General features: G+C 46.8%; 10 protein-coding genes and 1 pseudogene. 7 read left to right on the forward strand and 4 right to left on the reverse strand.

Annotation, left to right across the window (positions count from 1 at the left end; all coding sequences use genetic code 11):
• Positions 1-578: 578 nt before the first annotated feature.
• Positions 579-1187 (reverse strand): superoxide dismutase, encoded by a 609-nt coding sequence (locus tag NST58_RS03465; RefSeq protein WP_036676820.1) that lies wholly within the window; start codon positions 1185-1187, stop codon positions 579-581.
• A 482-nt stretch (positions 1188-1669) separates the two neighbouring features.
• Between NST58_RS03465 and NST58_RS03470 the strand changes: the two genes are divergently transcribed.
• From NST58_RS03470 to folE, 5 genes and pseudogenes are all read left to right on the forward strand, one after another.
• Positions 1670-2089, forward strand: coding sequence for a GNAT family N-acetyltransferase (locus NST58_RS03470; protein WP_036676822.1), 420 nt, complete (start codon positions 1670-1672; stop codon positions 2087-2089).
• A 190-nt stretch (positions 2090-2279) separates the two neighbouring features.
• A complete protein-coding gene (gene lepB, locus NST58_RS03475; protein ID WP_076101394.1) occupies positions 2280-2888 on the forward strand; it encodes a signal peptidase I in 609 nt (202 codons plus the stop codon).
• Positions 2889-2922: 34 nt separating this feature from the next.
• A pseudogene (queG, locus tag NST58_RS03480) lies at positions 2923-4077 on the forward strand (tRNA epoxyqueuosine(34) reductase QueG); the annotation flags it as partial.
• A gap of 171 nt (positions 4078-4248) precedes the next feature.
• A complete protein-coding gene (locus NST58_RS03485) occupies positions 4249-4500 on the forward strand; it encodes a YneF family protein (RefSeq protein WP_036676828.1) in 252 nt (83 codons plus the stop codon).
• A 45-nt stretch (positions 4501-4545) separates the two neighbouring features.
• Positions 4546-5139 (forward strand): GTP cyclohydrolase I FolE, encoded by a 594-nt coding sequence (gene folE / locus NST58_RS03490; protein ID WP_036676830.1) that lies wholly within the window; start codon positions 4546-4548, stop codon positions 5137-5139.
• Positions 5140-5257: 118 nt separating this feature from the next.
• Here folE and NST58_RS03495 read toward each other — a convergent pair whose 3' ends face one another.
• Positions 5258-6436 carry a Fe-Mn family superoxide dismutase gene (locus NST58_RS03495; RefSeq protein WP_339246248.1) on the reverse strand — a complete coding sequence of 393 codons (1179 nt, stop codon included), beginning with the start codon at positions 6434-6436 and terminating at the stop codon, positions 5258-5260.
• Between the two features lie 255 nt (positions 6437-6691).
• On the opposite strand from NST58_RS03495, the gene NST58_RS03500 reads away from it, so the two are divergent.
• Positions 6692-8068, forward strand: a complete 1377-nt coding sequence (locus NST58_RS03500; protein ID WP_076193774.1) for an MATE family efflux transporter — start codon at positions 6692-6694, stop codon at positions 8066-8068.
• On the opposite strand, the gene NST58_RS03505 is transcribed toward NST58_RS03500, so the two are convergent.
• Positions 8069-9109 (reverse strand): alpha/beta hydrolase, encoded by a 1041-nt coding sequence (locus NST58_RS03505; RefSeq protein WP_139329954.1) that lies wholly within the window; start codon positions 9107-9109, stop codon positions 8069-8071. It lies immediately after the preceding gene.
• A gap of 296 nt (positions 9110-9405) precedes the next feature.
• Between NST58_RS03505 and NST58_RS03510 the strand changes: the two genes are divergently transcribed.
• Positions 9406-10149 (forward strand): IclR family transcriptional regulator, encoded by a 744-nt coding sequence (locus NST58_RS03510; RefSeq protein ID WP_339246251.1) that lies wholly within the window; start codon positions 9406-9408, stop codon positions 10147-10149.
• Positions 10150-11641: 1492 nt separating this feature from the next.
• Here NST58_RS03510 and acnA read toward each other — a convergent pair.
• Positions 11642-14383, reverse strand: coding sequence for an aconitate hydratase AcnA (gene acnA / locus NST58_RS03515; RefSeq protein WP_038568617.1), 2742 nt, complete (start codon positions 14381-14383; stop codon positions 11642-11644).
• Between the last annotated feature and the right edge of the window lie 10 nt (positions 14384-14393).

Here is a 14393-nt window from a genome sequence, read left to right on the forward strand (position 1 = left end):
AATATTTGTTTATTTGGTTCAGATTAGTTCAGTCTTGTTCCAACTAAATTCTTCTGGTGTTCTATGGCTACGAGAGTGAATGAAATTTAATTAGGGAATTCTTCCCTAAAAATAGGTCGAATTGGCTTGTAATTGATCATTTTAGGGAAAACCTCCCTAATAATTGGGGGAATATCAGTTTTATGCCCAAAAAGGATGATTTTTAGGGAGTATTTCCCTAATTACTCGTGTTTATGGAGTATATCGCAGAATTTTAGGGAGTTATTCCCTAATCTATTGCTCAGCGACTCCAAACGCAGATTCTCGTAAGCCGAGTATAGATTTATTGCGATTTATTCCGATTTATTCTCATCTATACCGATCTATTCTGATCTATACCGATCCAGCGCATCCATTTAAGCGACGCAAGCGGCGTGAAATGCGGTGTCTGGGAGGATCTCAATCAATCTCTGTCTTTATCTTTATCTTTATCTTTATCTCTCTATATCTCCAACCTAAACAAAGAAGGTATCCCTTAGCCTATTCGGCTCTGAGATACCTTCTTTTTTAGTTAAATGGCATAAGCCAAATGGAATTTCTTATTTTGCGCTTTCGTAACGTTTGCCAACTTCTTCCCAGTTCACTACGTTCCAGAACGCTTTGATGTAATCAGGGCGTTTGTTTTGGTAGTTCAGGTAGTAAGCGTGCTCCCATACATCCAGTCCGAGGATTGGAGTAGCGCCTTCGCTGATTGGGTTGTCTTGGTTAGGTGTGCTTGTTACTGCCAGTTTGCCATCTTTAACAACTAGCCAAGCCCAGCCGCTGCCGAAACGAGTAGTTGCTGCTGCTGCGAAATCTTCTTTGAATTTTTCGAATCCGCCCAGTTCTTTATCGATAGCTTCAGCCAATGCGCCAGTTGGTGCGCCGCCGCCGTTTGGTCCGATAACTTCCCAGAACAAAGTGTGGTTAGCGTGTCCGCCACCATTGTTGCGAACAGCAGTTCGGATAGCTTCAGGTACAGCGTTCAGATCTGTAAGAAGCTCTTCAATGCTTTTGCTTTGCAATTCAGGTGCTTTTTCCAAAGCTGCATTCAGATTAGTTACATATGTGTTATGGTGTCTGTCATGGTGAATTTCCATCGTCAATGCGTCGATGTGTGGTTCGAGTGCGTTGTTCGGATAAGGAAGTGCCGGTAATTGAAATGCCATGGAAAAATCCCTCCTGAGTTATATTAGAATTTTGTTATAGATAAAGAATTCTGGCGAACTAACGTCAAAATCCTTTATTGTAAATATGTACTATAGGGTTTCGCCCAATAGGATACTTTAATTAAACCGTATCTAGACCAATAATGCAACACTAAACAAACATAAATGTTTATAAAGTATAATTGGAGAGGGAAAGGGTTTTACAATTGTATTTAGAATGTTAAAATAAATAGTCCCTAACCTATAGACATACATCCTTATTAATACCCTTTTAATGAAGAAATGAACCCCATCCGAAATGTAAACGCTTGATATTAAGCGCTTTCAAAAGAAAAATGATGATATCACGAGAAAAGTGTGCTTTAATAGATTTAAAAGCAGGTATTCCTCGATATTTGATGCTTTTTTTTATTTTCTCTATGTTAAGGGAACCCCTTCTTTTTGTTAAATTCATAAGCCATAGACAAGGGAGATTTTAAAGAATGCACGTTCGTTCCTTTCAATTAAGCGACGTTAGCCCTGTGACTGATTTGCTGCAAACCGCATTATCGGAAGAGTGTTTCGAGAACACTATCGAGCCTTTCTCCAGGCAGCTTTCTTGGGATTCAGATCTCATTGTAGTTGCGGAAGATGAAGAAGAAATTGTTGGAGCACTGATTGGTACAATTGAGAAAAACCACGGTTGTTATTTCCGGATTGCTGTACATCCTGATTATCGCCGCAGAGGAGTCGGTAGAAGTCTGGTATCAGCTATGGAATCCAGGTTTCAAGCTCGTAAAGTCAGTGGTATCTATGTAGCCGTCGATGAGCATAATTCTTTTGCTTTGCCATTGTATGAAGCTATGGGATATAGCGAGAATCAAATCTTTAAATCTGTCCGGAAGCTGAGCATTGTTGGGTAATTTTGATCACTCAGCTGCGAAAGCGGAAACATTTTCTAGAAAAAAGAACTATAGCTGACGATATAGTCTGTTTCATTCATACTCGAGCGTATTTTCCAGAAGTCCATTGCTAATGGCTGGGAGATATGCTTTTTTATTGTTATAATATCTGCAAGTATAGACTTCAATTATTGAGAACAGAGGTGACATATTGAATCAGGAGCCCCAAGTAGATTACACGAGAAATAGGAAACAAAGACATAGATCCTCCAGATCCAAGACTACCCTGGGCGGTCGTTTGGTCTCGGAAATGAAGGATTGGCTGCTTACAGCTGTGATTGTTTTTGCTGTGATGTCTGTTCTTAATGTTTTTGTGTTCAATATATCAACGGTTAAAGGTCAGTCTATGCAGCCAACGCTCTGGGAGGGTGAGAGGCTCTTCATTAATAAAATTTCATTGCTCTTCGTAAATCCAAAACATGGTGATGTTGTCATTCTTCATGATCCAAGTACCGGACCTAGTCATAAGGAGTATTTAGTGAAGCGAGTGATTGGCATACCTGGAGATATCATAGAGGTACGGAATCATCAGTTATACGTGAATGGAAAAATAGTGAATGAGCCCTATATCGATACTGAGATTGAAGATCCGGATTTTGCAGCGTTAACCGTGGAAAGTGGCAATTATTTTGTAATGGGCGATAACCGTCATGCTTCAGCCAGCAAGGACAGCCGTTACTTCGGCTCTATTTCACAGGATATGATTGTCGGCAGGGCTGATTATATATGGTGGCCTCTGTCAAAACTGAATAGATTATAAGAAGTCAGCGAAGATATGAAAGGAGAAGGCGGAAATGACCAATACATTTCAGACATCGTATGCTCCCCCGCCTTCCAAGTGGGCACAGCTTAAAGCAGAGATTCAGGAGGCTGCGACATCACTCGGTATTGATGATATCGGGTTTACAACAGCAGAACCTTTTTTATATTTAAAAAATATACTGCAAGACCACCGGGACAAAGGATATGAATCTGGCTTCGAGGAACCCGATCTGGATAAAAGGACAGTTCCAGCATTGTCTTCTGGAGACAAGCCGTTATCTATTATTTCGATTGCAGTGGCTTACCCTTCTAAAATGGAGAACCCTCCTAAATCTGAGCCGGGTGCACGTAGAGGCATCCTCGCCCGGGCATCTTGGGGCAGGGACTATCACCATGTGCTGAGGGAAGCCTTAAGTAAGCTAGAGGAATTTATTCACGAGCGTGTACCGGAGGCTGTGCTGGAAAGTATGGTGGACACCGGTGTTCTAGTAGATAGAGCGGTAGCGGAAAGAGCGGGAATAGGCTTTAGCGGCAAAAACTGTTCTATCATCTCACCCAAATGGGGATCATGGATTTATCTTGGGGAAATGGTTACGAACATTCCTTTTGCTCCGGATGAACCAGTTGAAGAAGGCTGCGGGGAGTGTACTAAGTGCATTGATGCTTGTCCGACCGGAGCGCTTGTGGGTCCGGGTCAGCTTAACGCACAGGCGTGTATTTCTTTTTTGACGCAGACTAAAGGGTTCCTCAGCGAGGAGTATATGACCAAGATCGGCAATCGTCTATACGGCTGTGATACTTGCCAGATTGTATGTCCCAAGAATAGAGGTAAGAACTGGAATCATCGCCCTCAGATGCAACCTGATCCTGAAATCGTGAAGCCGCTGCTGCTGCCGATCCTTGATCTTAGCAATCGTGAGTTCAAAGAGAAATTCGGCAATAGCTCAGCAGCCTGGAGAGGCAAAAAGCCGATGCAGCGAAATGCGATCATTGCCCTAGGCAATTTTAAGGAAGCCGGGGCTGTGCCAAAGCTATCAGAGATTGTTCTGAAAGAGCCGCGGCCAGAGATGCGGGGCACTGCTGCTTGGGCGCTTGGACGTATTGGCGGTGATGAGGCTCTAGCGGCTGTAGAAGCGGGTTTAGAGCGCGAGGAGGATAGCACGGTGAGGGAAATGCTAAGCCGGGCGCAGGATGTGCTCCTTACTGGGAAGAAGGCACGGGAGGACAGCGATATTAATGGAGGAAAAAGTTCATAGACAGGTTGCATATTGCCAATTGCTGTCCAGTTCCCGAAATGCTATGATAGATTCGCGTGCCATATGGCGATGCAGACAATAGAGTGTAGAGGTGGGCTTTAGATGAGTATCGCATTACCTATTATTACATTGGTCGTAGGTCTCATCGGTGGTTTTTTCATCGGTGTATATTATCTGCGCAAACAAATGACAAACATGCAGAATGATCCTGAAATGCTGCAAAAGGTTGCAAAGCAAATGGGTTATAACCTGAACGGGAAGCAAATGCAGCGTGCCCAGCAAATGATGAAGACTCAGGGACAGCCAGGTGCGCGCCCAGGAGCAGCTAAAGGGAATAAACGTAGAAGTAAGTAACCGGGTCCGGATAACATGTATACGGGTGCGGAAGGGGGAGACATCATGGGGAACATCAAGGAATATGTGAACGGTAAAGTTGCAGAGAACCGTGAGCAAATCGAGTATCACGTTGAGAAAATATTAGAATTAATCGGTGAAGATACCGGCCGCGAGGGACTGCTGGAAACACCGGCACGTGTTACGCGGATGTACGAGGAGATATTCGGCGGTTATTCGATAGATCCCCGCGAGGCGCTCGGCGTTACTTTTGATGAGTCTCATGAAGAGCTAGTGATCGTTAAGGATATCGTCTATTACAGCCAATGTGAACACCACATGGCTCCTTTCTTTGGTAAAGTGCATATAGGATACATTCCGAGCGGACGTATTGCTGGACTCAGCAAATTAGCTCGGCTTGTTGAAGCAGTAAGCCGGCGTCTACAGGTTCAAGAACGCATTACGGCGCAAATTGCTGATATTATGACGGAGGTGCTAGGCCCCCACGGTGTTATGGTTGTTGTGGAGGGAGAACATCTGTGTATGTGTGCACGCGGAGTGAAGAAGCCAGGCAGCAAAACGGTAACTATGGCTACTAGAGGGGTCTTCCGTGAGGATGCCGCCGCTCGTGCGGAGTTTCTAAGCTTGATTAAGGAATAAATATCGGGGTGCATACCTCGAAATTGGAAGGACCCATCGTTCACGTAATGTGAATGATGGGTCCTTTTTGGTCAGGGTGTGGGAATAAGAGTGATGTTCACTGTGAATTGAAATAATATCAAAAAGGCTTCCAGGCCAGTTTACTGGCAGCAGCATAACGTTCTGAGACGTAAGGCCAGTTAACGACCTTCCACCAATCCTCAATATAATCGGCCCGATTATTCTGATGTTTAAGGTAATAGGCATGCTCCCATACATCCAGAGCCAGTAACGGAACCACGTCCCATTGTGACAGGTTCTGATGTTTCTCCGCAGTCAAAATCTCCAGTCTATGACTGCGTGGACTCCAGACGAGAATAGCCCAGCCGCCACCTTCAACCTTATTCGCAGCTTCTGTGAACTGTTTCTTGAAGCTGTCATAGCTGCCAAAGCTTTGTTCAATGGCTTCCAGTAAGGCTCCAGTTGGACGCCCGCCACCTTGTGGAGACATTACGTTCCAGAAGATTGTATGGAGATAGTGGCCTGCCCCATTAAAGGCTAGCTCCCGCTCCCAATGCTTAACGAGATCGAAATCTCCTTTCTTGCGAGCCTCAGCTAGCTTGTTCTCCGCTTTATTTAGTCCATCTACATAACTTTGATGGTGTTTATCGTGATGAATCCGCATGGTTTTCTCATCGATGTATGGTTCCAGCGCATTATAAGCATAAGGCAATGGAGGCAGCGTATGTCCGCCAATTGGCACAGCACTCATTTCACGAATATCAAGGATAGTATCTGTAGAAGGAATAAGTCCCTCATTCCGCGTGACATTGTCCTCTTCTGTTCTTACGACATAGTCGGCTGTTGTGTAATCTCTCATAATTTGTGTGAGCTGTCCGGGCGAGCTCAGTGTGTGCAGTACGGCAAGGAAATACTCTGATTCACGAATAATATGCAGGATCACAGTGGTAGCAAGGGGGACGGCTTTGACGGCTGCGCTACTTTCCATGATGGCAAAAAGCTGCCGAACAAATTCTTGGGATTGGGTACAGGAGATGTGCAGCAGCTTTTCTGTTTCCGCAGTGAGTTCAGCCTGACTTGGTGGAGAAGCAGAGAGGGCAGAATTCAATAACTGCTGAGCGGCCATCTCTGTGGCACCGAAGACCACTGCCCATTCATCCAGCAGTTTAACATAGGGTTCCTCCAGGTTAGGTACGATTGCTTTGATAACCTCGGTATGCTCTTTCTCTTGTGTTTTCCAGAATACGATTTCTTCTAAAATACGTACTGGCAGCATCGGCCCGTATACATATAACATTCCAAGAAAACCTCCCGTGATATGTCTTCATCAGTCCATTATATGTGTGCTCATGATAGCTTATGAAGAGCATAAGAACGCGATAATAATATCGTTGACAACTGTTTGATATGGTGAAATAATACAGGAAAATAAAGGCAATGATACCGAAAGGTACAACCTCGCGAAAAGGAGGGTGTACCTTTTTTTGTCGTGTGGACCGATTAATGAAATCCTATGGGGTAGTAGAAAAACTTTGAGAAATGAGATGAGGGTATGAACAAGCTTGAGAAGAAGCAATTTTATAATCAGCTTTTAAAATTAGCGGTACCGATATCCCTCCAAAGTCTAGTCATGGCGGTGCTGTATTTAGTAGATCAATTGATGGTAGGGCAGCTTGGGGGTGTAGCAATCGCTTCGGTTGGGATGGCTAGTAAAATCTATAGCGTGATTTCAGTGGTACTGGCGGGTCTTGCTACGGGTCTTGCTATATACGCGGCTCAATATTGGGGGAGTAAAGACCGAAAGAGCATCACACCACTACTGGGATTAAGTCTTGGAATTGGCCTGATCTTGTCGGGTTCATTTACGATATTTGTTTTTTTCAACCCTCGGCTATGTCTGTCTATTTTTACAACGGATAAAGAAGTGTTGGAGAATGGGTACATTTTTCTGAAAATCGTTGCCCTCAGTTATATTCCAACGATGTTGACGATGCTCTATTCGGCGGTTCTACGAAGTTCAGGACATGTAAAGTATCCAATGATTGTTAGCATAGCTGCTGTAGGAATGAATATTATTTTAAACTATGCGCTTATTTTTGGGCATTGGGAATTTCCAGAGCTTGGACTTGCAGGTGCGGCATATGCAACGTTAATCTCACGTATAGTCGAAAGTGCCTTGATTGTCGGAGCCGTATATCGTGGAAAGCTGCCGGGTGCCGGAGGTATTAAGGAACTCAGTTCGTTTTCGAAAGCGCTGTGCATACCTTTTTTAAGAACGATAGCGCCTATTGTTTTAACGGAATTGGTTTGGGTCTTAGGGGAGGCTTGTTATTCCGTAATATATAGCCGTATGGGCACAGCGGAGATGACCGCTATGACAGTGACCTTTCCGCTGCAGGGGTTGACGATTGGGCTTCTGGCAGGGCTTTCTGGTGCAGCTGGCATTATGGTCGGACATAAGCTGGGAGAGAATAATAATGCAGGTGCTTTTCAGTATGCTCGTTTTTTTGTTCGAATAGGAGTAGGGATTTCATTGCTGCTTGGTGTTCTTATTGCTGTTCTTGCCCCGCTCTACGTCTCAGCCTTTAACTTAACAGTGGAAGAGCGCCGAATGGTCACTTCCGTTATCTGCTTTTTTGCTCTTTTTTTATGGATAAAGGTGGGCAATATGATGATTGCGGGAGGGATCCTGCAGAGTGGTGGCGATAGTAAATTCGTCTTTATTATGGAAGCCTCCACAACTTGGTTGCTTGGGGTGCCTCTAGGGCTACTGTTGTCATGGGGATGGAAACAGCCTCTTCCCTGGGTATACTTCTTTCTGTCCCTGGAAGAGGCTGTTCGATTGGTTATAGGTTACGTGCGTTTTCGCCGTGGTAAATGGTTGAAGCAGCTGACCCATCAGGGGACAGAGGCGGATTGTAGTGCTTAACTAGTTACTTGCCATCGCCGGCTGGTTGCCATTGTAGGTTTTGGCTAGTTGAACATTTCCTAAGAAAGCAGAGACTCGCCGCAAATACTCACGCGGGTGCTCACGGAATAGCAATTCATGATGGCTGCCCTCTACGACCCAGGAATCTGAGAACGGATTGCTTTGGTTCGCGGCCAGCTTTTCGGCAATAGGATAAGGAGCTTTATCATCTTCGGTTCCATGCATGAGTAGAATAGGGAAAGGATAATCTTCGGATTTGACCTTCGCATAAGGAATTTGATTCAGCCCCGTACCGTTTAGAACTGGGAACAGCATTTCCATAATCGCCAGGGAAGGCTGGCGGGGCAGATCAATATTTTGCTTAATATTATGATACAGCGTATCTGGCTCTAACAAAAAGGTGCTGTCCAGAATCATCGCGTCAATGTCCTCTGATACTAATCCTGTTTGCAGTGCTGTGCCTGCTCCCATGGAGAAGCCCCATACCACTAACTCCTCAGCTCCACGTTCTTTAGCAAAATCAATAGCTCCTAGAAGCTGCTGGGATTCTTTTTTACCTCCGGTTGCAATATCCTTGTTGCCTTGGGCAGCAAAGCCGTAATCAAACATCACGACATTGAAATTCAGACTGTGTGCATAGTGAGCGAGATCGTACATAGGTACCCAAGATTCTTCCCGGTTGGCGCCATAGCCATGGCTGAACACGATAGTTTTGGTAGCCCCTTCGGAGGGAATATACCAGCCGCTCATCATCCGACTTCCATCTTTAGCTGGAAACGTCACATCCTCGTATGCGAGACCTTTGGCCTGCATGGGATTGGAATACAGAGGTGCGACCGTTGGATTAGATAATACCCAGGCGATATAGCCATGAAGTGAGACAAAGCAGAAGGCTAAAAAGAAAAAAATAGATAATAGCAGTGCAACGATAATATGCTTCACACGAATCATCCGCAGCGATAGCCGGGATGAACTGCCTTGTTTAGGTAGTTTAGGTCGACGGGAGACGGTTGTGCCGGTTTGGCGAGTTGCCAGATCCATATGGTCCCCTCCTAAGAATGATGTGAGTACTAGTGCCTAGAAGAATTTGTAAAAATGATTCTAAAGCATCAGTAGATAATTTAATATGTTAATCGTATGAAAAAGCCCTTACAAAGTCAATGAATTAGATGCTTTTGTAATGTAACTGTAAAGTGCGGCCCAACCTTTTCCGGCACATTTTTGGCACAACTCCGGCGGAGTGAATATACTGGACTTTCCATAGAGTTTTGCACTAAGATAGAGTTAGTTATAATGTAACCGAGTTTCATTTGATGAAACACGAGGGGGAGATTGTCATGGAGGACCGAAAGCTTACAGTGCGTGCGGTAGAACGTGCGCTTGATATATTGCTTTGTTTTACGCAGGACAGAGATTTAGGGTTGACGGAGATCGCTTCAAAGATTGATTTACATAAAAGTACCGTCCATCGGCTGCTGGCAACCTTGGAGGAAAAGGGCTTCCTCATTCGTAATCAGGCCACTGAGAAATACAGTTTGGGTATACGAATTTGGGAATTGTCTACGCATTTGCCTGCTTTTGATGAGTCAGCCGCGGTATTATTGCCGTCAATGGAACGGCTGCGGGATCGGCTAGGGGAGACTGTTAGTTTATACTTACGCGACGGCATAGAACGTGTGCGGATTCAGGCGGTTCAGAGTCAGCAGGCCATCCGGCGAGTGGCGCAGATCGGTGCGAGATTGCCTTTATCTGTGGGCGCATCAAGTAAAGTGCTGGCAGCCTATGCTCCTCAAGAGGTGCTGAAAGAATTGCTGGAGAGTTCGGGATGGCCGGACTACGTTGAGAAGGATGTCTATCAAGAGCAGCTTAATGATATTATCCGGCTCGGATATGCCACCAGTTTCGAGGAACGCGAGCCCGGCGCGGCCGCGGTGGCGGTGCCTGTTACGGGCCGCAGTGGAAATGTGATCGCGGCGTTATCACTGTCCGGCCCAGTTAGTCGCCTATCCCGAGATACGCTAGTGGAATATGCCGGGGTACTGAAGGAAGCGGCTAGTGAAATGGGCATGATGATTCCTTAATTCGCTGGCTGAGACATACCTTGTTAAACAGCAAAGCAGCGATCTCTCCGTTACTGGAGGATCGCTGCTTTGCTGTTTTGGGGAGGGACTTAGCCGATTGTGGGTAAGTGGCAGGAAACGATGGGTAACTGACAGCCTGATGGGTAACTGACGGCTGACGACTGATGGGTAATTAACGGCTAACTGATGGGTAATCAACAGCTAACTGACGGCTAGCTAATGGCTAACGGCTCCCCTACCTTGCGTTGGTTTGGTGAGCTTCAGTGAATATACGTTCCTTTGGAAGCCTCAGTAACTCGTAATCTGAGGCTCGAGCGTTTGAACCCCGGGTCTAGATAGGCAGAGGGACGGAGGGGCGGGAGGATGGAAGGACGGGAAGGTAGAGAACCCGCTATGAACCTACGAGCCAACGAACCTACGAGCCCACGAACCCACGAACCAACGAACCAACGAACCTACGAGCCAACGAACCTACGAGCCCACGAACCCACGAACCCACGAACCCACGAACCAACGAACCCACGAACCTACGAGCCAACGAACCTACGAGCCCACGAACCCACGAACCCACGAACCCACGAACCCACGAACCCACGAACCCACGAACCCACGAACCCACGAACCCACGTATCTCATAACTCGCACACAAGTAATCCCGGGTTGTTATTTAGATATTCCCTGAGGCTTCCGGACTTAGAAGACGCTATTTGCCCATTTAAAGCCTTTTGGGCATAGTTTCGGACCCCAGTGCAGCTATTCGGCAAAAATGGGCTCCTGTAGCGTGTTTTTTATGCCAATAGCGACTATGGAGTCCGATCGCACGCCAAAAGTCGGATAATCGAGCGTATAGAGTCATCTGAGTCCGATCGCGCGGAATCCTAAGCGTCCCCTGAGACGTGCGGACTCAGGGGACGCTATTTGCGAATTGACAGCCAGTTTGGCATAGTTTCGGACTCCAGTGCAGCTATTCGGCAAAAATGGGCTCCTGTAGCGTGTTTTTCATGCCAATAGGGTCTATGGAGTCCGATCGCACGCCAAAAGTCGGATAATCGAGCGAATAGAGTCATCTGTGTCCGATCGTGCGGAATCCTAGGCGTCCCCTGAGGCTTTCGGACTCAGGGGACGCTATTTGCCCATTTAAAGCCTTTTTGGCAGAGTTTCGGACCCCAGTGCAGCTATTCGGCAGAAATGGGCTCATTCAGCGTGTTTTTTATGCCAATAGCGACTATGGAGTCCGATCGCGCGCCAAAAGTCGGATAATCGAGCGAATAGAGTCATCTGAGTCCGATAGCATGGAATCCTAGGCGTCCCCTGAGGCGCGCGGAATCCTAAATGTCCCCTGAGCCTCACGCAGCAATGGTGAAGATCCCAAAGACAACAGACAGTGGCACCCCACCCGCCACAAATTGGCTGCTGGAACCACCCCATGAAAAAGGGACTGCTCACAGCCACTCATGGCCGTGAAACAGTCCCTTTTTAAGTTACTTTAAATCTATTCTACCGACACCGCGGAAGAGTCTGTAGCATCTGCCAGCATCTGGCGAAGAACAGTCTGCAGGATACCGCCATTGCGATAGTAATCAATATCGACTGTGCTGTCGAGTCTTGCAATGACAGGGAAATCGAATTGTGTGCCGTCTTCACGGGTAGCCGTGACAGTTAGCTCTTGACTTGGTGCCACGTTGTTATCGAGACCAGTAATGTTGAAGGTCTCGCGTCCGGTCAGTCCCAAGCTGCTCCAGCCGTGGCCTTCTTGGAATTGAAGTGGGAGTACACCCATACCGACCAGATTGCTGCGGTGAATCCGCTCAAAGCTCTCAGCGATAACTGCTTTAACGCCAAGCAGAAGCGTACCCTTAGCCGCCCAGTCACGTGAGCTTCCTGTTCCATACTCCTTACCAGCGATGACGATCAGATTTTGTCCAGCATCCTGATAGAGCATGGAAGCATCATAGATGGACATAACCTCGTCGCTTGGCAAGAAGGTAGTAACGCCGCCTTCTGTACCAGGAGCTACTGCGTTACGAATCCGAATGTTAGCGAACGTACCGCGCATCATGACTTCGTGGTTTCCGCGGCGTGAGCCGTAGGAGTTGAAGTCTGCACGTTCTACACCATGATCGCGCAAATATTCGCCAGCAGGACCAGAGGTAGAGATATTACCCGCTGGTGAGATATGGTCGGTTGTCACGGAATCAGCAAGCAGCGCTAGAACGCGTGCATCTTTGATATCCTTAATGTCTCCCAGACCGTCTGCCAGATGTTCGAAGAATGGCGGATTCTGGATGTACGTGGAATTATCATCCCACTCATACAGCTCGCCTTGCGGAACAGGAATCGAATTCCAACGTTCGTTAGCGGTGAATACATTTTCGTATTTGCTACGGAACATCTCCGGACTAAGGGAGAGACCAATGGCTTCACGAATTTCAGCAGTGGTTGGCCAGATATCTTTCAGGAATACTGGCTCACCTTGCGGATCAAATCCAAGTGGCTCAGTTTGCAAATCGATATTTACTGTACCAGCCAGTGCGTAAGCAACTACGAGCGGTGGTGAAGCCAAGTAGTTTGCTTTTACCTGAGCATGTACGCGGCCTTCAAAGTTCCGGTTACCGGAGATGACTGCGGCTACGGTCATGTCATTGTCAGTAATGGCTTGACTAACTTCTTCAGGCAATGGACCGGAGTTACCGATACAAGTGGCACAGCCATAACCAGCCAAGTAGAAGCCCAATGCTTCGAGTGGTTTCAGCAAGTCTGCTTTTTGCAGGTATTCAGTAACCACCAAGGATCCTGGTGTCAAGCTGCTCTTAACGTAAGCTGGTTTGGTCAGACCACGTTCCACAGCTTTTTTCGCCAAAAGACCTGCTCCAAGCATAACGCTAGGGTTGGAAGTATTCGTACAGCTAGTAATAGCTGCGATTACGACTGCGCCTGTGCTGAGCTTGCTGGTAGTATCGTTTTTGTGCTGTACTTCTACGACTTGAGCGATTTTCTCATCGCTGAGACCATAACCGCCTTTGTCTACAGGTGTACGGATAATACCTTCGAAATTTTCCTTCATATGCGTAAGTTCGATCCGGTCTTGTGGACGTTTTGGTCCAGCCAAGCTAGGAACGACAGAAGCTAAGTCAAGCTCAATCACATCGCTGAACTCAGGGTCTGGCGTATCCGAGGTACGGAACATCCCTTGTGCTTTGTAATAAGATTCAACCAACGCCACCAGATCATCCGGACGGCCCGTGCTGCGAAGATAAGCGAGTGTCTCGTCATCTACAGGGAAGAAACCGATAGTTGCTCCGTATTCTGGCGCCATGTTGGCAACAGTTGCCCGGTCAGCCAGACTGATGTTAGCAAGGCCAGGTCCGTAGAATTCGACGAATTTGCCGACTACACCCTTTTTACGCAACATTTCAGTTACTGTCAGTGCCAAATCCGTTGCTGTAGCTCCTTCGATAAGGCTGCCTGTAAGCTTGAAGCCCACTACATCAGGTGTAACAAAATAGAGCGGTTGTCCAAGCATTCCTGCTTCAGCCTCAATACCGCCTACACCCCAGCCCACAACACCCAGACCATTGATCATCGTGGTATGGGAATCCGTTCCTACAAGGGAATCTGGATAAACGACAGTTTCACCATCGATAGTTTTAGTAGTGGCAACGGAAGCTAAATACTCTAGATTTACCTGGTGCACGATACCTGTTGCTGGTGGAACTGCACGGAAGTTGTTAAAAGCTGTCTGTGCCCAACGAAGGAAACGGTAACGCTCCTCGTTGCGTTCGAACTCAACGTTCATATTGTATTCCAAGGCGTCTGCTGTACCGAAAGCATCAACCATGACAGAGTGGTCAATTACAAGGTCAACCGGGACAAGCGGATTGATCTGTTTAGGATCTCCTCCGGCTTTTTTTACAGTATCACGCATAGCTGCGAGATCCACGACTACCGGAACTCCGGTGAAATCCTGAAGCACGATACGAGCAGGGATAAATGGAATTTCTTTATTACGGTCAATGTCACCTGACCAATCGGCCAGTTGTTTCACATGTTCTTCAGTAATTGCCCGTCCGTCAAACTGACGTACAGCAGCCTCTAGTAGGACTTTGATCGAAAAAGGCAGGGAAGAAATAGAGCCCAATCCTTGTTCCTCGAGGGACTTCAGATCATAATAGCGATAAGATTTGCCGCCTGATTCCAGGGTCCGAGCCAATGAAAAATGATCCTTGCTTGGCATATATGCGCCT

Source organism: Paenibacillus sp. FSL R10-2796, assembly GCF_037965315.1.
Classification (GTDB): domain Bacteria; phylum Bacillota; class Bacilli; order Paenibacillales; family Paenibacillaceae; genus Paenibacillus_AQ; species Paenibacillus_AQ odorifer.